Source organism: Candidatus Methylomirabilota bacterium, from assembly GCA_035764725.1.
GTDB lineage: Bacteria > Methylomirabilota > Methylomirabilia > Rokubacteriales > CSP1-6 > DASRWT01.
Window position 1 is genome coordinate 51,946 of sequence record DASTYT010000047.1, and the last position, 22,222, is coordinate 74,167.

Annotated in this window: 20 protein-coding genes and 1 pseudogene; 6 read left to right on the plus strand and 15 right to left on the minus strand. The window is 70.5% G+C overall.

Annotated elements, in window-relative coordinates:
• From VFX14_07215 to VFX14_07265, 11 genes and pseudogenes are all read right to left on the minus strand, one after another.
• Positions 1–609: a DinB family protein gene (locus VFX14_07215; GenBank protein ID HEU5189460.1), complete on the minus strand. Its 609-nt coding sequence runs from the start codon at positions 607–609 to the stop codon at positions 1–3.
• Positions 595–708, minus strand: a pseudogene (locus tag VFX14_07220) (glutaredoxin domain-containing protein). The gene VFX14_07215 and the pseudogene VFX14_07220 overlap by 15 nt, the downstream one beginning before the upstream one ends.
• A 65-nt stretch (positions 709–773) precedes the next feature.
• Complete coding sequence (locus tag VFX14_07225; protein ID HEU5189461.1) at positions 774–1,697, minus strand: PEP-CTERM sorting domain-containing protein; 924 nt, start codon at positions 1,695–1,697, stop codon at positions 774–776.
• Positions 1,698–1,989: 292 nt separating this feature from the next.
• Positions 1,990–3,345, minus strand: coding sequence for a VCBS repeat-containing protein (locus VFX14_07230; protein ID HEU5189462.1), 1,356 nt, complete (start codon positions 3,343–3,345; stop codon positions 1,990–1,992).
• Entirely contained in the window at positions 3,342–3,932 is a 591-nt protein-coding gene (locus VFX14_07235; GenBank protein ID HEU5189463.1) for a hypothetical protein, read from the minus strand. The genes VFX14_07230 and VFX14_07235 overlap by 4 nt, the downstream gene beginning before the upstream one ends.
• A 4-nt stretch (positions 3,933–3,936) precedes the next feature.
• Positions 3,937–4,725 (minus strand): enoyl-CoA hydratase-related protein, encoded by a 789-nt coding sequence (locus VFX14_07240; protein ID HEU5189464.1) that lies wholly within the window; start codon positions 4,723–4,725, stop codon positions 3,937–3,939.
• 36 nt (positions 4,726–4,761) lie between these two features.
• Positions 4,762–6,189: a pyruvate kinase gene (gene pyk / locus VFX14_07245; GenBank protein HEU5189465.1), complete on the minus strand. Its 1,428-nt coding sequence runs from the start codon at positions 6,187–6,189 to the stop codon at positions 4,762–4,764.
• The gene (uvrA, locus tag VFX14_07250; protein ID HEU5189466.1) at positions 6,186–8,969 is read right to left on the minus strand and encodes an excinuclease ABC subunit UvrA; all 2,784 of its coding nucleotides are present in this window, start codon (positions 8,967–8,969) and stop codon (positions 6,186–6,188) included. The genes pyk and uvrA overlap by 4 nt, the downstream gene beginning before the upstream one ends.
• A 9-nt stretch (positions 8,970–8,978) precedes the next feature.
• On the minus strand, positions 8,979–10,178 hold the full coding sequence (locus VFX14_07255) for an MFS transporter (GenBank protein ID HEU5189467.1): 1,200 nt from the start codon (positions 10,176–10,178) through the stop codon (positions 8,979–8,981).
• Positions 10,175–11,686 carry a hypothetical protein gene (locus VFX14_07260; GenBank protein ID HEU5189468.1) on the minus strand — a complete coding sequence of 504 codons (1,512 nt, stop codon included), beginning with the start codon at positions 11,684–11,686 and terminating at the stop codon, positions 10,175–10,177. Before VFX14_07260 ends, VFX14_07255 begins: the two co-directional genes overlap by 4 nt.
• Complete coding sequence (locus VFX14_07265) at positions 11,683–11,865, minus strand: hypothetical protein (protein HEU5189469.1); 183 nt, start codon at positions 11,863–11,865, stop codon at positions 11,683–11,685. Before VFX14_07265 ends, VFX14_07260 begins: the two co-directional genes overlap by 4 nt.
• Positions 11,866–11,900: 35 nt before the next feature.
• On the opposite strand from VFX14_07265, the gene VFX14_07270 reads away from it, so the two are divergent.
• The 6 genes from VFX14_07270 (at position 11,901) to VFX14_07295 (ending at position 19,539) form a co-directional block, all read left to right on the plus strand.
• Positions 11,901–12,602: a PIG-L deacetylase family protein gene (locus VFX14_07270; protein HEU5189470.1), complete on the plus strand. Its 702-nt coding sequence runs from the start codon at positions 11,901–11,903 to the stop codon at positions 12,600–12,602.
• Positions 12,603–12,724: 122 nt separating this feature from the next.
• Positions 12,725–14,317, plus strand: a complete 1,593-nt coding sequence (locus tag VFX14_07275; GenBank protein ID HEU5189471.1) for an AMP-binding protein — start codon at positions 12,725–12,727, stop codon at positions 14,315–14,317.
• A 6-nt stretch (positions 14,318–14,323) separates the two neighbouring features.
• On the plus strand, positions 14,324–15,277 hold the full coding sequence (locus tag VFX14_07280) for an LLM class F420-dependent oxidoreductase (GenBank protein ID HEU5189472.1): 954 nt from the start codon (positions 14,324–14,326) through the stop codon (positions 15,275–15,277).
• A gap of 1 nt (position 15,278) precedes the next feature.
• Positions 15,279–16,628 (plus strand): M20/M25/M40 family metallo-hydrolase, encoded by a 1,350-nt coding sequence (locus VFX14_07285; protein HEU5189473.1) that lies wholly within the window; start codon positions 15,279–15,281, stop codon positions 16,626–16,628.
• Positions 16,629–16,644: 16 nt separating this feature from the next.
• Positions 16,645–17,418 carry a substrate-binding domain-containing protein gene (locus tag VFX14_07290; protein ID HEU5189474.1) on the plus strand — a complete coding sequence of 258 codons (774 nt, stop codon included), beginning with the start codon at positions 16,645–16,647 and terminating at the stop codon, positions 17,416–17,418.
• Between the two features lie 66 nt (positions 17,419–17,484).
• Positions 17,485–19,539 (plus strand): class I SAM-dependent methyltransferase, encoded by a 2,055-nt coding sequence (locus VFX14_07295; protein HEU5189475.1) that lies wholly within the window; start codon positions 17,485–17,487, stop codon positions 19,537–19,539.
• A 3-nt stretch (positions 19,540–19,542) separates the two neighbouring features.
• Here the strand turns inward: VFX14_07295 and VFX14_07300 are convergent, their stop codons facing one another.
• Genes VFX14_07300 through fsa form a run of 4 tightly spaced genes read right to left on the minus strand, consistent with a single transcriptional unit; the run spans position 19,543 to position 22,207 of the window.
• On the minus strand, positions 19,543–20,262 hold the full coding sequence (locus VFX14_07300; GenBank protein HEU5189476.1) for a 2OG-Fe(II) oxygenase: 720 nt from the start codon (positions 20,260–20,262) through the stop codon (positions 19,543–19,545).
• Positions 20,259–20,975, minus strand: a complete 717-nt coding sequence (locus VFX14_07305; protein ID HEU5189477.1) for a methylated-DNA--[protein]-cysteine S-methyltransferase — start codon at positions 20,973–20,975, stop codon at positions 20,259–20,261. The genes VFX14_07300 and VFX14_07305 overlap by 4 nt, the downstream gene beginning before the upstream one ends.
• The gene (locus VFX14_07310) at positions 20,972–21,508 is read right to left on the minus strand and encodes an RNA polymerase sigma factor (GenBank protein HEU5189478.1); all 537 of its coding nucleotides are present in this window, start codon (positions 21,506–21,508) and stop codon (positions 20,972–20,974) included. Before VFX14_07310 ends, VFX14_07305 begins: the two co-directional genes overlap by 4 nt.
• Before the next feature lie 48 nt (positions 21,509–21,556).
• On the minus strand, positions 21,557–22,207 hold the full coding sequence (fsa, locus tag VFX14_07315; protein ID HEU5189479.1) for a fructose-6-phosphate aldolase: 651 nt from the start codon (positions 22,205–22,207) through the stop codon (positions 21,557–21,559).
• Positions 22,208–22,222: the final 15 nt, after the last annotated feature.

Below are 22,222 nucleotides of genomic sequence, written 5' to 3' on the forward strand. Positions count from 1 at the left end.
TCACCAGAGGCTGGCGGGCATGGGCAGACCCTCGAAGTCGGCTACCGGCAGGGGATCGGGAAGCGCCACGCCGAGCTCGGTCGCCACCACATGGAGCTGGCGGAGATGCTGCGCGGCATGCCAGGTCGTCCGCTCGAGGAGATCGTGACCCGACTGCGGCCCGTAGTACACGTTGATGATCCGAGCGTACTCGCTGTCGGCCGCGCCCTCGAACCAGCCGCCGAGCCGGCCGCGCACCAGCGCGCCGTAGCGCGCCACCGCCGCGCCGTCCTTGAAGTCCGGGGGCGCCTCGGGCACCCTCTCCTGCAACCATGTGTAGGGGAACTCGCCCAGGTCCATGCCGTCGGCGAAGGCCAGGGCCAGACGAAACACGTGAAAGCCCAGGTTCAGCAGGTCGCGATCCCGCTTGGCCGGCTTGTAGGCGAGCGCTTCGGGCGGCAGGGCCAGGATGAGCCGGCCGGTGAGGGCCAGGATGCGGTCGAGGCGCCCCCCCAGCTCCGCGGGCGAGAGCTTCACGGTCGGCCGATGCTCCACCCCCACCAGCGCGGCATAGCCGGGCGGGTTCCAACCATGCACCACCCGGCCGTCAGGCAGGGCCACCGCGGGCACGCCGGGTACCCCGAGGGCGCGCAGCTCCTCCAGACCGGCAGGATTGCCTTCGACGTTTACCGGGTCGAACTCGACCCCCCAAGACGTCAGGAGCTCCTTCGTCTTGGCGCAGCTGCTTCAGCCGGGGCGGTAGAAGACTCGGGCTTTCATGCCGTCATCTTACGCTAAAGACGATGTAGGAACTCGTCGCGGCGCGACGGCTGTCCCTGTAACGGGCAGCGGGAGCGGGATTTACAAAACCTAGCTACGCGACCGAAGTACAGGCCGATCAGCCCGGTCGTGAGAAGCAGCACAGAACTCGGCTCCGGGACCGAGATACTGCTGCCCGTCAAGGGATAATGTGTTCCTGAGGCTGCCGAAAGCGAGGCATTCGGTACCGGCCGGCCGTCCGCGTCGAGAAGATCGACCGACGAAAGAGTGATGGTGTCGGCGAAGTCCGTGATGCCTGCGAAGTTGGCGGGGCCAGTGGGATCCAACCGCACTCGCGACAGAGATATCATCCGCAACTCGACGGTGTTCGGCTCCCCGTAGACGATACCGAAATCGAACTGCGGCATGAAATGGTCGTACTCCGCAGCGTCGAGGGTGAGGACGCGGTCATTGAAGCGAAAGAAAGAGTTTGTTACTTGTCCCAACAGCTGCGTGTATGCGGAGCCATCCGAGTTGATGCTGCTGACCTCCGCATGGTTCTCCCCCGAGATATCGAAGGTGTAGACGAGACGGCCGAGTGTGCCCGCAGGGAGACCTTGAGGCGTGAGGATGTCCTCGCTTCGCGCTTCTGCGATCGCCGTGTTTAGGACATTGGAAGGGCCCGTGCTGTGCACCAGAAGCGACGCCGCCGTTCCCATGCTGGTAAACCCGGCCCTGGCTTCTGCGGACCCGGCTGCCGTGAAATTGCCGCAATCAGCGCTGACCGGTGGGACGAACGTAGCCGCGTTGCCGCTCTCGGCCAGCGTTTGGCCGCAGAGGGAGACAGCCGCGCTCGCGATGAGACCGGCCACCGCAGGTCCGGCAAAGAGCGGGGAGAGTAAGGAGATGGCCGCTACGATCCAAAGTCTCGCCATGACGCGTCGTCGATGCATATCCATGCTCGTCCTCCTGGAAGTGGCCGGTCGTAGTCCAGCGGCCGTTGACGGGCGGTCACCATTCCATCGGACTTCGCTTCCGAAGCGGCGGCGGACGACCATTCGTTAGATGAACGTCCCCTGCTGTCAGCCCCCCAGCTCCGCACGCTGGAGTCCCGTTGGAGCCGTAGGCAGAGCGCAGATGACCGGATTCCGGGCGGCCGACGGCGCCATATCGAGGCTGATCGAGATGCTACGCAGGCGCTCCCTCGTCGTCAACCGGCAAGTGGGACGCAAGTGGGAGTTCCCGCGTTTCTCATCTCACGCTAAAGAAGATGTAGAGGGTGTGCCGGTCGGCGAAGACGAGATCGAGCAGACCGTCGCCGTCCACGTCGGCCGCGGCGAGGTTCGACTCGATGGGACCGCGCAGGGTGACGCTCCAGCGCTCCACCCAGCGGCCCGCATCGAGCTCGAGCGCAGCTACCGCCACGCGCGACTGGCGCGGCACGATCACCTCGGGCCAGCCGTTTCCGTCCAGATCGGCCAGGAGCACCTGATCCTCGTTGCGCGAGCCCGCGCTGTGGGAAGCAAAGCCCGGCGCCTGCGCGATCACGTCGAGGCCGTTGCCCTTGCGCCGGAGCGCGGTGAGGACGCCGCCGACCGGCAGCACGCGTACCGTCACGACTTCCGGCGCGCCGTCGCCCGCCATGTTCGCCGCGCCGACCACGTGCACCCAGTCACTGCCGGGTTTCGCCGTCTCGGCGACGGGCACCAGCGTCCCGTCACGCCAGCCCAGCGCCACCACCGCCGCGCCCACTTCCGGTGCGCTGCGGGCCACCAGCACCACGGGACGGCCGCCCTCGCTGATCGGCGCCAGCACGGGGACGAGATCCTCGAAGACCGCCGTGGCGAGCGCGTAGCGGGCGCGGAGGGTCAGGCCAAACGGCGTGATGCCGATGATGGTGGCGCTGGCCGCCTCCAGCCGATCGCCGAGCAGCCCGTGCCCGAAGCGCTCGGTGGGATCCGAGAGCACCACCGCCTCCGGGAGGCCATCGCCGTCGAGGTCGGCGAGCGTGATGCGCGCGTCGGGCAGGGCGTGCGCCTCCACGCGCGAGACGATGCGCGGGGCGGAGGGCAGCCTCGCGATCAGCACCACCGCGCCGTCGGCGGCCACCGCGAGCAGATCGTCCCAGCGCTGGCCGGGGAGCCGCACCGGCAGCGGAAAGCTCAGGCGCGAGAGTGGCGCGCCGACGTCGTAGCTCCGGAGCGTGCCCTCGCTCCACAGCACGAGCCGTCCATCCTTTCCCACGAGAGCGAGCCCCGGCGCGTCGTCGTCGATCACCACGACCGCGGGCGGCGCGTCGGGGCTCACGATCTCCCCATAGCGGGCGGCCACGGTCAGCCCGGCGCGGGTGGCCTCCAGGATCCACAAGGTACCGTCGCGATCCACTGCAGCCAGCCGCTCGCGGTCGGCGACCACCACCCAGCGCATCGGCACCTCGGTGGCGATGCCGAACGCCTGCCAGCGAGGAAAGGTTCCGCGCCCGGATGCGACGCGGTTGCCGGAAGCCTGCCCGAACGACAGCGCCCAGGCGAGGACGGAGCTGGGCGAGAGCAGCAGGAGGAAGAGGGCGAAGAGAGGGAGCGCGGGACGGGGCGCCGGGCGCCTCATCCCGCGGCCTGCCCGCGGGCGCTTGCGTCGCGGGCGGGGCGCGCGGCGACGGCTGCCGCGAGCGACCGGAGCTCGTCGAGGAACGGATCGCGCGGCAGGTCCGCCTTCACCGCGCGGCACGACACGCAGGCGGTGAGGCTGTTGTCGAGCCGCCGGCGCTCCGCCACCCCGCTCCGCGCGCTGAAGTGATCCACCGCGAGCACGAGACCGCGCCGCCGGCCTTCCGTCTGAAACACGCCCGTGGGCGTTCGCCCGCAGTAGCGGCACGTGTAGTCGTCGCGATCGAAGACGATGGCGTCCCAGACGGCGGCGAGCGTATCGCGGCCGAGCCGCCGCCCGGCCAGCCCGTCCACGTGGCGCTGCTCGAGCGTCCGTGGCTCGGCAGGCAGCGCGCCGTCCTGGACCAGGCGCGCCAGCGCCGTCTCCACCTCGCCGGCCGCCTTCGCGCCGCGCGCCTTGATCTCGCGGATCAGCTCGCGCGAGAGCAAGCCCTGGTTGTTGGGAAGCTCCCGCGGCCCCGTCCACACCGGCAACTCGCGGTAGTGACGGTAAGCGCGGGCGAGCTCCGCCCAGGTGGCCGAGGGCACGGGATCAGCGGCCCTTGAAGCTGACCGGTTGCTTGGCCGCGAACGCGCGCACGCCGGCCCGGAAGTCTTCGGTGTGGCCGGAGGCGGCGATGGCCTGCGCCTCGAGCTCCATCTGCGTCTCGAGGCTCTCCTGCGTCGACTGATGGAAGAGCGCCTTGGCCCGGCCGAAGGCGAGCGTGGGGCCGGAGGCGAGCTCGCGCGCAAGCGCCGCGAGGGCGCCCGGGAACTCCGCGTCGGGATGCACGCGGTTCACCAGCCCCCAGTCCAGGGCCTCACGCGCGGTCAGCACGCGATTCGTATAGTGGAGCTCCAGCGCGCGGCGCAGCCCGATGAGGCGCGGCAAGAAGTAGGACGACGACCCGTCGGGGGAGGCGGCAATGCGCGAGTAGGCCATGGTGAACTTGGCAGACTCCGTCGCGACCACCAGGTCGCCCCCCAGCGCCAGGCTCATCCCGCCGCCTGCCGCGATGCCGTTGACGCCCATGATGACGGGCTTCGCCGAGCGGGCCAGGCGCGAGATCGCGCCGTGGAGATAGGTCGTGAGCTCCTTGATCACGATGCCCACGCGATCGCCCGCCTCCGCGAAGTCCTTCACGTCGCCGCCCGCGCAGAAGGCCTTCCCCGCCCCCGTGATCACCACGCAGCGCACCGCGCGATCCTCGTCGGCCTCGAGGGCGGCGTGGAACAGCTCGCGCCCCAGCGTGAGGTTCAGGGCGTTGTAGGCGTCCGGCCGGTCGAGGGTGAGGGTGGCCACGGCGTCCTTCACCTCGTAGCGCAGCGTCTGGTAGCTCATCGTGGTCTCCCGCGGTCGGGTCGAGAGGCGAACCCCTCAGCGGCGTTCGCCGACGCGATGGAACTTGAGCAGGTTGGTCGTCCCCGTCACCCACATCGGCGAGCCCGAGATGATGACGAGCACGTCGTTGTTGCGCACGGTGCCGTCGGCGAGCAGCGCGGACTCGATCTCGTCCAGCATCTCGTCCGTGGTCTCGACCTTCCGGATGAGGCGCGAGCCGACGCCCCAGTAGAGACCGAGCCGCCGCTGCACCTCGGGGAACGGCGTGAGCGCGAGGATGGGCACGTCCGGCCGCTCCTCGGAGATGAGCCGCGCGGTGAACCCTGACTGGGTGAAGGCGACGATCGCCTTGGCGTGGAGCACTCGGGCGGCGTGGCAGGCGGCCTGCGAGGTGGCCTCGGGGAAGCCGTAGGGCTCCAGCCGATCGCCGCGCCGCTGGTCGGCGGGGCTGCGCGACAGCGCCCGCTCTGCGCGCTCGGCGATGCGCGCCATCACCGTCACCGTCTCCGCCGGAAAGCGCCCGGTCGCCGTCTCCGCCGACAGCATGGTGGCGTCCGCGCCGTCGAAGATGGCGGTGGCGACGTCGGTCACCTCCGCCCGCGTGGGCCGGATGTGACGCACCATGGACTCCAGCATCTGGGTGGCGACGATGACCGGCACCTTGGCGAGGCGCGCCTGCCGGATGACCTCCTTCTGGATCACCGGCACCTCCTCGAGCGGCACCTCCACGCCGAGATCGCCGCGCGCCACCATCACCGCGTCCACCAGGGGCAGGATCGACGGCAGATTCCCCATCACCTCCGCGCGCTCGAGCTTGGCGATGATGGGCAGGTCCGCGCCCTGCTCGTGGATAAACCTCTTGACCTCCTGGATGTCGCTCGCCGTGCGGACGAAGGACACCGCCACGTAATCCACGCCCTGGGCGATGCCGAAGCGCAGGTCCTCGCGGTCCTTCTCGGTGAGCGAGGCCACCGGGACCGGGATGCGTGGCAGTGAGATGCCCTTGTGGTCCGATACCACCCCGCCCGCGGTGACCCGGCACACCGCCTCCTCCGGCGCGGCGGACTGGACCACGAGCTGGATCATGCCGTCGTCCATCCACACCTGGTCGCCCGGCTTGAGGACGGGAAGAAACTCGGGATGCGACAAGGTCGCGCGCGTGTCCGTGCCCATGATGCTCTTGGCGCTGAGCGTGAACGACTCCCCGTTGAGCAGCAGCGCCTGCCCGCCCACGAAGCGCCCCAGCCGCACCTTGGGCCCCTGGAGATCCTGCACGATCGTGACGGGATGGCCCCAGCTCGACTCGGCGTCGCGAATGGTCCGGATGGCCTCCGCGTGCTCCTCGTGCGTGCCGTGGGAGAAGTTCAGCCGGACGACGTCCATGCCGGCCGCGACCATGCGGTCGAGCATCTCGCGGCTGGAGCTCGCCGGTCCGATGGTGCAGACGATCTTGGTCCGTCTCATGCGATGGCGCTCCCGGCGGCCAGCGTCCGGTGCAGGAACTGTCCCGTGTAGGACTTGACGCTCCCCGCGACGTCCTCGGGGGTCCCGGTGGCGATGACACGCCCGCCCTCGTTCCCGCCCTCGGGGCCGAGGTCGATGATCCAGTCGGCCGTCTTCACGACGTCGAGGTTGTGCTCGATGATGACCACCGTGTTGCCCTGATCCACCAGCTGATTGAGCACCTGCAGCAGACGGCGGATGTCGGCGAAGTGCAGACCGGTGGTCGGCTCGTCCAGGATGTAGAGGGTGCGCCCGGTCGCCCGGCGTGACAGCTCAGTGGCGAGCTTCACCCGCTGCGCCTCGCCGCCCGACAGCGTGGTCGCCGACTGCCCGAGGCGGATGTAGTCGAGCCCGACGTCGTGCAGCGTCCGAAGCTTCTGCTTGATCGCGGGCACCGGCTCGAAGAACTCGAGCGCCTCCGCCACCGTCATGTCGAGGACCTCGGCGATGTTCTTCCCCTTGTAGCGTACCTCGAGCGTCTCCCGATTGTAGCGCTTGCCCTTGCAAACCTCGCAGGTCACGTACACGTCGGGGAGGAAGTGCATCTCGATCTTCACGAGCCCGTCGCCCTGGCACGCCTCGCAGCGCCCGCCCTTGACGTTGAACGAGAAGCGGCCGGGCTGATACCCGCGCACGCGCGCGTCGGAGGTCCGGGCCATGAGCGTGCGGATCAGCGTGAACACGCCGGTGTAGGTCGCCGGGTTGGACCGCGGGGTCCGCCCGATCGGCGACTGGTCGATGTCGATCACCTTGTCGAGGTGCTGGGCGCCCTCGATGCGGTCGTGGGCACCCGGCCGGTCCCCCGCCCGGTGCAGCATCTGGGCGAGCGCGCGATAGAGAATGTCGTTGACCAGGGTCGACTTGCCCGAGCCGGACACGCCGGTCACGCACGTGAAGGTGCCGAGCGGGATCCGGACGTTCATGCCCTTGAGATTGTGCTCGCGCGGGTTGTGGATGACGAGGCCCTTGCCGGTGCCGAGGCGGCGCTGGTCGGGCGGTGCGATGCGCTCGATCCCGGCGAGGAAGCGGCCGGTGAGCGAGGCGGGGTTGTCCACGATCTCGTCCGGGGTCCCCACCGCGACCACGTGGCCGCCGTGCTCCCCCGCTCCGGGTCCCAGGTCGACCACGTAGTCCGCGGCGCGGATCGTCTCCTCGTCGTGCTCCACCACGAGCACGGTGTTGCCGAGGTCGCGCAGGCGCTTGAGCGTGTCGAGCAGCCTGCGGTTGTCACGCTGGTGCAGCCCGATGGAGGGCTCGTCCAGGATGTAGAGCACGCCCACCAGGCTCGAGCCGATCTGGGTGGCCAGGCGGATGCGCTGGCCCTCGCCGCCGGAGAGCGTGGCGGCGCCGCGGTCGAGGGTGAGGTAGTCCAGGCCCACCGCGGAGAGGAAGCCCAGCCGCTCACGCACCTCCTTGAGCACGCGCCGGGCGATGGCCGCCTCGCGCTCGGTGAGGACGAGCGACTCGAAGAACTCCGACGCGGCCTTGATGGGCAGCCGCACCAGATCGGCGATGGAGCGCCGGGCGATCTTCACCGCGAGCGCCTCCGGCCGGAGCCGCGAGCCCTTGCAGGCCGGGCAATCCTGGAGCGTCATGAAATGCTCGATCTCCGCGCGGATGTCCTCGGACAGGGTCTCCTTGTACTTCCGGTCCAGGATCCTCAGCACGCCCTCGAAGCCGTCGTCCTCCTCGCCGTGGAGGATCATGTCGCGGACCTTCTTGGGCAGCTTCTCCCACGGGGTGTCGAGGCTGAACTTGTGGCGGCGCGCCAGCACCTGCAGGGTCTGCTTGAACACGGTGCCGGGCTGGCCCGCCCACGGCGCGAGCGCGCCCTGATTGAGCGAGCGCTTGCCCGTGGGGACGATTCTCTCTGGATCAACCTCGTAGCGTGTTCCGATGCCGCCGCATTCCGGACAGGCGCCGTAAGGGTTGTTGAACGAGAACATGCGCGGCGAGACCTCGGGGAAGGAGATGCCGCACTTGGCGCAGGCCAGCCGCTCGGAGAAGAGCATGCTCGGCCCGTCCACCACCTCCACCTGGGCCACGCCGTCGGCCAGACGGAGCGCGGTCTCGAGGGAGTCGGCAAGGCGGGTCCCGAGACCCTCGCGGACGATGATGCGGTCCACCACCACCTCGATGGTGTGCTTCTTGGTCTTGGCGAGCTCGATCTCCTCGCCCAGCTCGTGCACCTGGCCGTTGACCCGTACCCGCACGTAGCCCTGGCGCTTGAGATCGTAGAAGAGCTTGCGGTACTCGCCCTTGCGGCCGCGGACCACCGGGGCGAGCACGAGGAGACGGCTCCCGCCCGGCAGGGTGAGCACGCGGTCGACCATCTGCTGCACGGTCTGTGCGGAGATGATGTCCCCGCACTGCGGGCAGTGCGGCACCCCGACCCGCGCGAACAGCACCCGCAGGTAGTCGTAGATCTCGGTGACGGTGCCCACGGTCGACCGCGGGTTCTTCGACGTGGTCTTCTGCTCGATCGAGATGGCGGGCGAGAGGCCCTCGATGGAGTCGACGTCGGGCTTCTCCATCTGCTCGAGGAACTGCCGCGCGTAGGCCGACAGCGACTCCACGTAGCGGCGCTGCCCCTCGGCGTAGATCGTGTCGAAGGCCAGCGACGACTTGCCCGACCCGGACAGCCCGGTGATCACCACCAGCTGATCGCGGGGGATCTCGAGGTCGATGGCCTTGAGGTTGTGCTCGCGGGCGCCCCGGATGACGATGCGGTCGTTGGCCATGCGTCCAGATCATACCGCTTCGGCGGGCCGAGGGTAAGCCGGGCGCCGCGCGCGGGCCCGCTCCAGCAGCACGAAGGTCAGGAGTCCCGCACACGCGCCCACCGCGCCCACCGCGAAGCCCGCGTGGAACGACAGCCGCTCGATGACGAACCCCACCAGCGCGGAGCCCAGCACCACGCCGACGTCCCACGAGGCGGACAGCGTGCCCATGGCGAGCCCGCGCTCGCGGTCGGGTGTGCGGTCCACCAGCAGCGCGATCATGGTCGGGTAGGTCAGCGAGGCGCCGGTGCCCAGGAAGAGCGCCCCCGCGATGAGCGTGGCGCCGCTGGGCGGCGCCGCCAGCATGAGAAAGCCCATGGCGGTCGCCGTCATGGACGGCCCCAGGACCTGGACTCGCCCGACCTGGTCCGAGATCCCGCGCAGGAGGGCGCGGCAGAGGATCATCCACACCGAATAGAGGGCGAAGAACCAGCCGATCCAGCCGCCGAGCCCGTGGCGCTCGGCGTAGAGCGGCACGAAGCCCACGATGCTCGACTGGCCCAGCGTGATGAGGATCATCACCGCCGCCGCGCCCAGCGCGTGCCGGCTCCAGAGGCGCAAGCGGCCGCCCGCCGCATCGGGCCGGCCCGCGCCGGTGGGCGTCAGCAGGACGGTGAAGAGCAGGATGAGCGCGGCGAGCACGGTGACGAGGTAGAAGTTCCACTCGATGCCGCCCAGGCGCAGGAGCGCGATGCCGGCGGGCGCGGCCACCGCCACCGCGAGCGAGGTCCCGAGATAGTAGAGGCCGAGAGCTTCTCCCCGCTGGGCGGGCGCGGTCGCCTGCGCGGCGAGCACGCCCGCCGCGGTGGAGATCAGCCCGTTGGCGAGGCCGACGCCGGCCATGAGGACGATGAGGGCGCCCGGTGAGCCCGCGCCGTGCAGCCCCAGCGAGGTCAGGGCGAGGACCACGACGCCGGGGATCAGCACCACGCGGACGCCGTGGCGGTCCACCCAGCCCCCCACGACGGGGCGGAAGAACATCGCCACGCCCGCGGTCACCGAGAACATCAGGCCCACCTGCGTGCCGGTCGCGCCCAGCGCGGTGGCGCGAAAGGGCAGCACCGCGTTCAGCATGTAGGCGGCGACGTGGATGGCGATCGTGATCGCGAGCGCGCCGATGAGGGGGCGCGTGTAGAGCGCGCGCCCGCCCGCGCCCAGGACGCGGATCACCGGGTCCGGCGCCCGCCGCGCGTCGCCAGCCAGAGGGCGCCGAGCCCCGCCGGCACCGCGAGCAGCGCGGGCTGCTCGCAGAGGGCGCCGATGAGGCTTTCGGCCGGGCGCGCGAGGCCGGTCACGCGCCCCAGCAGGAGCAGGATCCCGTACACCGCGAGCGCGGTCACGCCGGCGACCGTGGCGATTTCGGGCCGCTCGGCGGCATTCGGCAGGAGCGCCCGCGGCAGGAACACCGCCGCGCCGGCGCCCAGCGCGGTGAGACTGACGGCCCAGGGATCGACGTGCCAGAGGCTTGCGAGCGCCGCCACCACGAACACCATGGTCCAGAGACCGAGATCGCTGCCGATCTCGCCATCGCCCGCCGGATCAACCGCGGCCAGTCGCGCGCGGAGCGCCACGGTGGAGGCCATGAAGCTCGCACCCACCGCAACCACCAGCAGGAGCTGCAGCTGCACCCCGGTGGGACGCGCGACCATCGCAAGGCCCGGCACATCGACCAGCCGATCGGGGGTGATCCCACCCATGAAGATCTCGGGCGCGGCCAGCACCGCATAGACTGCCCAGGCCTGGAGCGCCCAGAACGTGGCGAGCAGGATGGCGCCGACCAGGACGATTTCCCCGCGCGAGGCGCGGTCGGCCAGGGGCGGGCCGAACAATGCCACGCCGCCGCCCAAGAGCGTCACGCCGAGGCCCACGCTGGCCAGCGTGGCGACGATGCCCTGCGCTCCGCCGTCCGCCCAGACGAGCCCGGTGGCCGGGGCGCCGGGAACGCGGCGCCCGGCCTCGAACTTGACGCGCGCGCCGGGAGTGGGCTCGAGCTGATCGCCGGGCCGCAAGGTGAACGATTGTCCCGTGGCCAATGGCGCTTCACGATCAAGAGTTTGGCGCCCTTCCCTGATACGCGTCCTCAAGGTCGTCTCGACGGCCGCCGTGATCCGGTGCGCCTCTTCGAAGCGCAACGGCTGTAGCCCCTGGGCGAGTCGGAGATCGCGCCCCTCGGTCACCCAGCGACTGGTGGGCGGAAAGACGAAGGCCGGGCGCTCCGACACCGCGCGCCACGCCGCGAGGGGCGAAAGCCCCGCGGAGGCGGACATCGCGATCAGCGGCATCAGCGCGCTCACCGCGGCCACGAACAGGAGCACGGGGACCGCGCGCTCCGCGCCCCGCCACGCGGTGAGGAGTAGCCCGCCCGCGGCGGCCAGGGCGATGCCGTGCCAGCGCGGGGCACCGAGCCGCGATCCGAGATCGCCCGCCAGCACGAGCCCCGCCCAGATCAGCAGCGCGACCATGACGAAGAACGTGGCGACGTGCACCAGCGGGATGGGCGCGCGCGTCGTGTCGTCCGCCGGGAGGCGCGCGCGCAGCGCGAGCGCGAGCAGGGGCGCCACGACGATGAGGAGCCCGGGCCAGAGTCCAGCCGCGCCCTGCGCGACGAGCAGCGTGGGCACGGCCAGCCACGTCGCGGGGCCGAGCCACGCGGCGAGGACCGCGCCGGCGGCCCTCATCCGCGCGCGCCGCGGGCCAGCGCGGCGATCAGCGCGAGCGCCGGCGCGATCACGCCCCCGTACCACCACACGAGGGAGAGCGGACCGACGCGCACCTGGGCGACGTCACCAGGCAATGAGGCGAGGACGAGGAAGAGGGCCAGCAGCACGAGCAGGAAAACCCCGCTTGCTTTCCTCATCACGGGCCGCATTATAGGCGAACAAAGGAGAAGACATGAGCGAGCGCATCCAGCGTGTCATGGTGGTGACGGCGCATCCCGACGATTCGGAGTTCGGCGCCGGCGGCACGATCGCCCGCCTCGTGCGGGAGGGCAAGCAGGTCAGCTACTGCATCGTCACCAATGGCAATAAGGGCTCGAGCGACCGCGCCATGACGCCGGAGCGGCTGGCCGCGATCCGCGAGGAGGAGCAGCGGAACGCCGCGCGCGTGCTGGGCGTGGAGACGGTGGAGTTCCTCGGCTTCCCGGACTGTGAGGTCGAGAACACCCGCGAGACACGCATGGCGGTGACCGCCTCCATCCGGCGCCACCGGCCGGATCTCCTCATCATCCAGAATCCGCACCGCACCAAGAATCTCGGCGCCTCGCACCGGGACCACCGCACCGTGGCCGGCATTGCGCTCGACTGTGTCTATCCCCTCGCCCGCGACCACATGGCGTTCCCCGAACTCCTCGCGCAGGGGCTCGAGCCCCACAAGATCAAGGAAGTCCACATGATGTGGTTCGAGAGCCCGGCGCTGGTCGTCGACATCAGCGAGACCATGGACATCAAGCTGAAGGCGCTCGCCTGCCACCAGAGCCAGTTCAAGGACTTCGTCGGCGTGGAGAAGCGGGTGCGCGAGCGCAACGCCGAGCTGGGCAAGCTCAAGGGCTACGCCTACGCGGAGTGCTTCGAGACCATTGTCATCGAGCGCTAGTCCGGTGGCAGTGGCTCGGCGAGCCGCAGCCGAAGGCGAGGCGAGCGGATACATGATGGGGGTCCCGAGCGGAGCGAGGGCAGGCCGTTGGCGTGAATTTCCGCTAAAATGACGGGGTCTCCATGATCAAGGCCGCCACGCTTGCGGAGCTTATGGGGCAACGGGTCAGCGCCGACCCGGACAAGCCCTACTTCACCCTCTTCGACAGCCCCGTGCTCTACGGCCAGCTCTGGCGTGAGAGCGAGCGTTACGCGGCCGGGCTGCGTCGCCACGGAATCGACCGCGGGGACAAGGTCTGCCTGATCTTCCCGACCTGCGCCGAGTTCTTCTACACCTTCTTTGGCGCCCTCCGTCTCGGCGTGATCCCGGTGCCGCTCTATCCCACGCTGGGCGTGGAGGCCACCGCCGGCATCTTCCGTGACTCCGAGGCCAAGGCGGTGGTCACCATCGGCTGGTTCCGGACGGGCGTGGACGAGTCCGCGGGGGCCGCCCCCAACGTGCGCCACGTCCTCGAGCCGTCGGATCTCGAGGCGAACGCCCCCGTTCCCGCCTTCCCCGCGATCCGGGAAGACGACGTGGCCTTCATCCAGTACACCTCGGGCAGCACGGGCCAGCCGCGGGGCGTCGTCCTCACCCACGCCAATGTGTGCCGCACCGTCGAGTTCATGGCGGAGGCCGCGCACCTCGGGCGCGAGGACGTGGTGGTCTCCTGGCTCCCGCTCTATCACGACATGGGGCTGATCGGCTGCGCGTTCACCCCGCCCACCACCGGCGCCGCCCTGCACCTCCTGCCGCCCGACCTCAAGAGCCCGCGGGTCTGGCTCGAGACGATCACGCGCGTCCGCGCCACCTTCACGGTGTCGCCGGACTTCGGCTATCGCAACTGCGTGCGAAACATCCCCGACGCCGCCGGCCTCGAGCTCTCCTCGCTCAAGCAGGCCCTCTCGGGCGCCGAGCCGGTGCGGATCAGCACGATCGAGGCCTTCGAGCGGAAGTTCGGGCTGCAGAACGTCATCACGCCCTGCTACGGGCTCGCCGAGGCCACCCTCGCGGTGGCGATCTGGCCGCGCTTCACCCCGCTCCGGCTGGACTCCTCCGGCAAGTTCCTCTCCGTCGGCCATGCCTGCCGGGGCGTGTCCGTGCGCATCATGCAGGACGACCGCGTGCTGGGACCGGGCGAGGAGGGGGAGATCGTGGTGCAAAGCCCGGGCGTGATGCAGGGCTACTACAACAACCCCGAGGCGACTGCCCGCGTGCTCTCCCCGGACGGCTGGCTCCGCACCGGAGACCTCGGCTTCCTCGACGCCGAGGAGTACCTCTACATCACCGGACGCGTGAAGGACCTGATCATCCTCGCCGGCGTCAACGTGATCCCCGCCGACGTCGAGGAGGTCGTGGATCACGTGCCCGGCGTGCGCTACTCCGCCGCGGTGGGCATCGACAGCCAGCGCACGGGCAGCCAGCGTCTGCACGTCGTGGCGGAGCTCCGCGGCGACGGTGGCACGCGCGAGGAGCAGTCCACGCTCGTGCGCGAGATCGTGCAGCGTGTGCACCGCGCCACCGGCCATCGCCCCGCCAAGGTGCTACTCGTCCGTCCGAGCACGATCCCCAAGACGTCGAGCGGCAAGATCCAGCGGGCGCGCCTCGGGGAGATGATCGCCGGCGACGAGGTGGCCGACGCCATCGTCTACGCCTCCGGCGCCGGCGCCCGCTAGCCACCCATGGCCGCGCCCGCGCCGACGTTCGGCTGTCACCTGCCCGTGTTCGGCCCCATCGCCACCCGGGGCAACGTGCTGGCCTTCGCGCGGAAGATGGAGGCGCTGGGCTACGAGTCCCTCTGGGCGAGCGACCACGTGGTGCTCCCGTACACGATCAAGTCCAGGTATCCCTACAACGCCACCGGCGAGTTCCCGCTGCCGCCCTCGGCGGCGTTCCTCGAGCCCCTGACCACGCTCGCGCTGGTCGCCGGGGTCACCGAGCGCGCGCTCCTCGGCACGACCATCCTCGTCCTGCCCCATCGCCACCCCGTGCTCGCCGCGAAGACCATCGCGACCCTCGATCACCTTGCCGAGGGCCGCGTGATCCTGGGCGTCGGAGTTGGCTGGATGCGCGAGGAGATCGAGATCCTGGGCGGGAACTACGACCGGCGCGGCGCCTGGTCCGACGAGGCCATCCGCATCATGCGGACGTGCTGGGCCGAGGAGCGGCCGCGCCATGCGGGCGAGTTCTTCACCTTCGGCGAGATCGGGGTGGCTCCCCAGCCCCCGCGCAAGCGCATCCCGATCTGGGTGGGCGGGCACACGCCTCGCGCCCTGCGGCGCGTCGCCGAGCTGGGCGACGGCTGGCACGCCGCCTTCACCCCGCCCGACGCGTTCGCGCGCGACATGGAGCGCCTCCGCGCCGAGTGCGCGCGGGCCAATCGCACGGTCGACGACCTCGCGATCACGCTCCGCGTCGGGCTCGCGTTCCGCGACCGGCCGGGCGGCACCGACCGCAAGCCGCTGCAGGGCACGCCCGAGCAGATCGTCGCCGACATCCAGCGCTATCGCGAGCTCGGCGTCGGCTCGTTCCTCCTCGAGGCCCGCTATCGAGATCTCGACGACATGGTGTCCATCTTCGAGCGCTTCGCGCGCGAGATCCGCCCCCAGGTCCCCGCCACCACCGGGAGAGCATGACATGAGCACGGCCAGCGACGTCGAGGTCCAGTCCACCGAGCTGCTCCGCACCCTCATCCGCAACGGCTGCGTCAACACCGGCGAGGAATCCTCCGGCCACGAGGACCGGAGCTGCGACGCGCTCGAGACGTTCTTCCAGGGCTCGGGCCTCTCCTGCGAGCGCTATACCTCGTCGCCCGGCCGCATGAGCTTGATCACCCGCATCCAGGGCCGCGACCCCAAGGCGCCCACGCTGCTCTTGATGGGCCACACCGACGTGGTGCCGGTGAGCCCCTCCGGCTGGCAGCGCGACCCCTTCGCGGGCGACCTGGTGGACGGCATCGTCTGGGGCCGCGGCGCCATCGACATGCTGAACCTCACCACGACGATGGCGGTGGCTACCCGGCGGCTCGCCACGAGCGGCTGGAGGCCCAAGGGCACGCTGATCTACCTGGCCGTCGCGGATGAGGAGGCAGGAGGCGTGTACGGCGCCGAGCACCTCGTCGAGCACCAGCCCGACGCGGTCAAGTGCGACTACGTCATCACCGAGAGCGGCGGCGTGCCCATCCCCACGCCCACCGGCTACAAGCTGCGCGTCTCGGTGGGCGAGAAGGGCGGCAACTGGCGCCTGCTCACCGTGCACGGCACGCCGGGGCACGGCTCGCGACCCTTCCGCACCGACAACGCCCTCGTCACCGCCGCTCAGGTCATCCAGCGCATTGCCGACTATCGCCCCGCCGCGCGCATCCTCGACGCGTGGAAGAACTACATCACCACGCTGGGCCTCGACCCCGACCTCACCGCCGACCTCATCGACCCGGACCGCGTGTGGAAGGCCGCCCGCGACATGGACAACGTCACGCTCGCCCGCGAAGCGCACGCCTGCACCCACACCACGTTCTCACCCAACGTGGTGCGCGGCGGGACCAAGGTGAACGTGATCCCGGACACGGTCGAGATCCAGGTGGACATCCGGGCTCTCCCCGGCATCACCTCCGAGGAGGTCGAGGCGATGCTGAAGGAGGCCATGGGCGACCTCGCCGACCGCGTGACCATCGACACGCCGCCCAATCGCCGACGCGGGGGCTCGCTCTCGCCGCTCGACACGCCGATCATGCACGCGATGTCCCGCGTCGCCACCAAGCTCATGCCCAACGGCAGCGTGGTGCCGGCCATGACCACCGGCGGCACCGACGCGCGCTTCTTCCGCTGGAAGGGGATCCCGTCCTACGGCTTCGGGCTCCACTCGCTGCGCATCCCCTACCACGAGTATCCGGTGATGTTCCACGGTCACAACGAGCGCGTGGACACCGAGAGCTTGCGCCTGTCCGCCGAGATGTGGGAGGCGCTCTGCCGCGACTTCCTCGGATAGAACGGAGGCTGATCCCATGCTGACATCGACCATGCCGATACTCGGTGCCCTGATCTTCACCGGCGCCCTCTTGGGAATCGGCGGCGCCGCCGAGGCGGCGGACATCAAGGTGCTGAGCGCGGGGGCGGTACGGGCCATCGTGACCGAGCTGACCCCGGCCTTCGAGAAGGAGACGGGGCACAAGGTCTCTTTCGAGTTCGGCACCGCGGGCCAGACACGTCAGCGGCTCGCCAGCGAGCCCGCGGACGTGGTCATCTTGCCGGACACCGCCCTCGACGAGCAGATCAAGCAAGATCGCGTGGTCGCCGGCTCTCGCGCCGACATCGCTCGTACCGGCATGGGCGTGGGCGTCCGCGAGGGCGCGCCCAAGCCCGACATCTCCACCACCGAGGCGTTCAAGAAGGCGCTGCTCGCGGCGAAGTCCATCACCTACGTGGATCCGTCCCAGGGCGCGACGAGCGGGGTGTACTTCTCCGGCCTCCTCCAGAGCTGGGGCATCGCGGACGCGATGAAGCCCAAGACCACGCTCGTCTCGGGGGGCTATCCGGCGGAGCGGGTCGCCAAGGGCGAGGTCGAGCTGGTCGTGCACCAGATCAGCGAGATCATGCCCGTGAAGGGCGTGACCGTCGTGGGTCCCCTGCCGAAGGATATTCAGAAGGTGACGACGTACTCGGCGGGCCTCGCGGCCAAGGCGACCGCCGTCGAGGCGGCGCGCGCTTACATCGCCTACCTCATGTCGCCGCCGGTGCGGCCCAAGTTCGCCGCGGCCGGCCTCGACTACAAGGAGTAGCGCCCCCGCCGCCGCCTTGACGTCCGAGGGATTCGGGCGGAAGCTCGGCCTCATCCGAGCGCCGGCATGAGCTCCCCGTCCCACGATCTCCAAGCCTCCGGAGCGCATCTGGTCGGCAGCGTGCCGCTGACCAGCTCGGAGGCGGTGTTCCGCGCGGTCGCCGGCGCCATCGGGGACCGCGTGCGGCGCATCCCCGACGGCGAGACCGGGCCGCGCTCGGACTGGATTGTCTGGCAGCTCCCCGTGTTCACCACCCAGCGGCAGCTCGAGGTGGTGCCGCCCGGTCCCGACAGCTGGCGTCCCTTGCCGCGCGTCCGCCTCACCGAGGGCGCGCGCGCGGAGAGCGTGACGTTCGGCGCGCTCGGCTACGCCGACGCGGCGGTGTCGTCGTACCGTGTCTTCGCCCGCCTCAAGCGCGACGGGGTGGTCCCCGTGGCCTGCCGCCTTCAGGTCTGCCTGCCCACGCCCCTGGCTCCCATCAGCGCCTTCGTGGTGCCCGAGCATCGGGCGCTGCTCGAGCCCGTGTACGAGGAGCAGGTCCTCGCCGAGCTCGCGTCCATCCTGCGCGAGGTGCCGCACGATCAGCTCGCCATCCAGTGGGACACCAACTTCGAGCTGGGGATGCTCGAGGGCGTCTACCCCGTGTGGTTCGGGGAGGTCAAGGGCGGCATTCTGGAGCGCCTGCTGCGGATCTCCCGCCACGTGCCGCCGGACGTCCCGCTCGGCTATCACCTCTGTTACGGTGACGTGCAGCACCGGCACTTCAAGGAGCCGGCGGACGCCGGCCGGCTGGTCGACCTCGCCAACGCCCTCGCCGCGAGCCTGGGGCGGCCGCTCAACTGGATACACCTTCCCGTCCCCCGCGAGCGCCTCGACGACTCGTACTACGCGCCGCTGCGCGACCTGCGCCTTCGGGCCGAGACCGAGCTCTACCTCGGCCTCGTCCACCACACCGACGGCGTCGAGGGCACCCGGCGGCGCATGGAGGTGGCCAGGCGCTTCGTCTCCGGCTTCGGAGTCTCCACCGAATGCGGCTGGGGCCGGCGGCCCGCCGCCACCATCCCGGACCTCCTCCGCATCCACGCGGCGGTGAGCGGCCCCCTGCAGCCGGCGGGCCGTCCACGCGCGCGGTTCCAGTGGCCGGCCGGCTTCGCCCGAGTGCCGGACCAGGACTGGGTGCGGCAGCCCATGGACACCTTCGGGCTCAAGTACGACACGGTGGAGAACCACGGCTGGTACAGGAACCTCGATCCGACGGTCGAGGACCTCGCTCGCCATCTCGAGGACGGCCATCTACTCATCGACTACTCGGGCGGCACCGGCATCCTGCTGGATCGGCTGAACCTGCGGATCTTCGACCGCCAGGTCGGCGTGCTCATCGTGGACAGCTCGCCCAAGTTCCTCCGCGTCGCGCTGGACAAGTTCGGGGGTGAGGAGCGCGTGGCCTTCCGCCTGCTCCACTGGCTGAAGGAGGAGCGTCGCCTCGAGCTGCTCGACGAAGTGCTGGGGCCCGAGCTCCTCGCCCGGAAGGCCGACGTGATCGTGTCCACCAACGCGATCCACCTCTACCGCGGTCTCGGCGACACCCTCGGCTCCTGGGCCCGTGTGCTGAGGCCGGGTGGACGGGCGTTCGTGCAGTCGGGGAACATCCGGAACCCGCAATCGCGCCCCAGCGAATGGATCCTGGACGAGACCGTCTACGCCATTCACGAGGTGGCGATGGGACTTGTCCGGAACGATGCGCGGTACGCCGCCTACCGTCCCCTCCTCGACGACGAGGCGCGCCTGCAGGCTCATGTCGCGCATCGGGACCAGGTGTTCCTCCCCGTCCGGCCGCTCGCTCACTATCTGGGCGCGCTGGAAGGGGCGGGCTTCACGGTGGAGGAGGTCCGCGCGCGCTCCATCGAAGCCCGGGTGGACGAGTGGTTCGAGTTCCTCAGCGCGTATCACGAGGCGGTGCTCGGCTGGGTGGGCGGCTCGGCCAAGGTTGATGGCCGCCCCCCGAGCGCGCAGGCCGTGACCGACCGCCTGGCCCTGATCCGCCACGCCATGGACACGCTCTTCGGCGGGCGCGACGCGTTCCGCTGCTGCTGGACCTACCTCAACGCCGTGCGACCCTGATCATCACTCGGCGTCGTGGAAGATGACGCCGAGGGTGTAGCGCTCGCCCGAGCGGATCTCGCTCACGCCGTGGCGCAGGGCCACACGGTACCAGCTGCGGGCCCCGCGCGCCGGCCGGTAGCGCGTCGTGAAGATCACGGCCTCGCCGGGAGCCAGCGGCACCACGTGCGCGGCGGACTGGGCGCGGGGCCGTTGCTCCACCAGGACGAACTCCCCGCCGGTGAAGTCGCGCTCCGGCTCGCTGAGCAGGATCGTGAGCTGGAGCGGGAAGGCGACCTTGCCGTAGATGTCCTGGTGCAGGCAGTTGTAGCCGCCCTTGCCGTAGCGCAGGAGCAGCGGGGTGGGGCGGGTCTGGCCGTGGCGGGCGCAGAGCCGCGCCAGGCCGGCGTGGTCGGCGGGAAAGCGCTCGCGTGCGCCGAGCCGCTCGGCCCAGCGGTTGGCCACCGGCGCCAGCGGCGGGTAGAGGGCGTGGCGCAGCGTCGCCACCGGCTCGGGTAGGGGCGCCGCGAAGTACTTGTACTCCCCTTCCCCGAAGCGGAAGCGGGCCATGTCCACGCGGCTGCGAAAGCGCGCCTCGTCCGCGTAGAGGTCGACGAGGGCGGCGCAGTCCGCGGCCTCCAGCAGTGGGCCGGTGGTGGCGTAGCCGCGCGCGTCGAGGGACGCCGCGAGGTCGTCCCACGCGAGCCCCGCGCAGCGGCGCGCGAGGTCCTCCGGGGTCTTCATGCGACCTGCGCGGGTCGGCATACCCGGCACGGCCGGTACCCCACCGACCGCGCATCCTCCACGGAGGCGAACACCACACGGTTCTCCGGCTTCGCGCGGCGGAGATGTGAGCACCCCACGCGGCACACGACACGGGTGCTGGTGCAGCCCTCCAGCACCGGCGTAGTGCGCTCGATCTCGAGCAGGCGCCCCTTGAGCCGCGTGCCAAAGATGTACCCGCCCGCGGTGCCGTCGCTCTTCAGCACGCGGTGACAGGGGACGATGAGCGGCACGGGATTCTTCCCCAGCGCGGTCCCCACCGCGCGCACCGCGCCAGGATGCCCGATCCGCTTGGCCACCCACGCGTAGGGCCGCGCCTGGCCGAACGGAATGGCCCCGGCCGCGCGCAGCACCTTGGCCTGGAACTCGGGCGCCTCGTGGAGATCCACCGGCACCGAGAAGTAGACGCGCTGGCCGCGGAGATACTCGTGCAGCTCCTCGCGCGCCCGCTCGATCAGCCGCCGGGCCGCGCCGGTCTCCCCACGCGTCTGGCGCCCGAGGCGGATCAGGCGGACACCCTCTGCCGTGGCCGACACGGCCAGCCGGTCCAGCAGCGCCTCCGCGTCGCGGTCCGCCCCCTCGGCGCGGCGGATCACCTGCGGCGCGAGGGCGACCGGTCCGCCCGCGGGCTTGAAGTAGTCGATGAGCATCAGGTCGACTCGATCGCGAATCATGCCTGGCCTCCCTCGGCGAGCGCGGCGCGCAGGATGGACTTGCCGCGCGCGAGCTGGCTCTTCACCGTATTGATCGAGATGCCGCGGATGCGAGCGAGCTCGGCGTTGCCGAGCCCGTTCACGTAGTGGAGGGCGAGAAGCACACGCGCCTCGCGCGGCACTTTGGCGAGCGCCCGCGCCACGTCGATGCGCCGGCCAGCATCGCCCGGCGCATCGAAGGCGGGCGCGGGCTCCTCCGCCTCGGCGGCTGCGGCATGCGCGGCGCGCACGCCGCGGCGGCGCAGCTCGTCGACGCACACGTTGGTGAGCACGCGGTAGAGCCACGTCGACACCGCCCAGCGCGGCTCGTAGCTCCGCGCTCCTTGATAGGTCTGGAGCAGCGCCCGCTGCACCGCGTCCTCGGCATCCGCGCGGGATCCGAGGAGCCGTGTGGCCACGGCCATGAGCTTGGGGCCGTAGGCCTCCACCAGCTCGGTGAAGGCCCGGCCGTCGCCCTGGGCGACCCGCCGCATCAGGGCCCGTTCCCTGTCCATGTCAGTCAGGTATACGGGCCGGGGGGCCCGGGAGGGTGGAATGGGGCCCTAGATCTTGGAGCCCGACTTCTCCCAGTCCTCCAGGAACTTCTTGAGGCCGATGTCGGTGAGGGGATGCTTGACCAGCATCTCCAGCACACTGAACGGCATGGTCGCCACGTGGGCGCCCGCCTTGGCCGCGTCCAGCACGTGAATGGGATTGCGGATGGAGGCGGCCAGCACCTGGGTCTTGAACCCGTAGTTCTTGTAGATCTGGCAGATGTCGCGGACGAGGTCCATCCCGACGGCGCCGATGTCGTCCAGCCGCCCCAGGAACGGGCTGATGTAGACGGCGCCCGCCTTCGCGGAGAGGAGGGCCTGAGGCGCGGAGAAGCAGAGCGTCTGGTTGACGCGAATCCCCTGCCCGGTGAGATGCTTCACGGCCTTGAGGCCGTCCTTGGTGAGCGGGCACTTCACGACGACGTTGGACGCCACCTGGGCCAGCTCCTTGCCCTCCTTCACCATGCCGTCGTAGTCGGTGGCGACCACTTCCAGGCTCACGTCCCCCGGCACGATGGAGCAGATCTCCTCCACGAGGGGACGGAAGGGGCGCTTCTCCTTGGAGATCAGCGACGGGTTGGTGGTGCAGCCATCGACCAGACCCATGGCCACACCTTCCTTGAGCTCGTGGATGCTCGCGGTATCGAGGAAGATCTTCATGACGCCTCCTGCGCG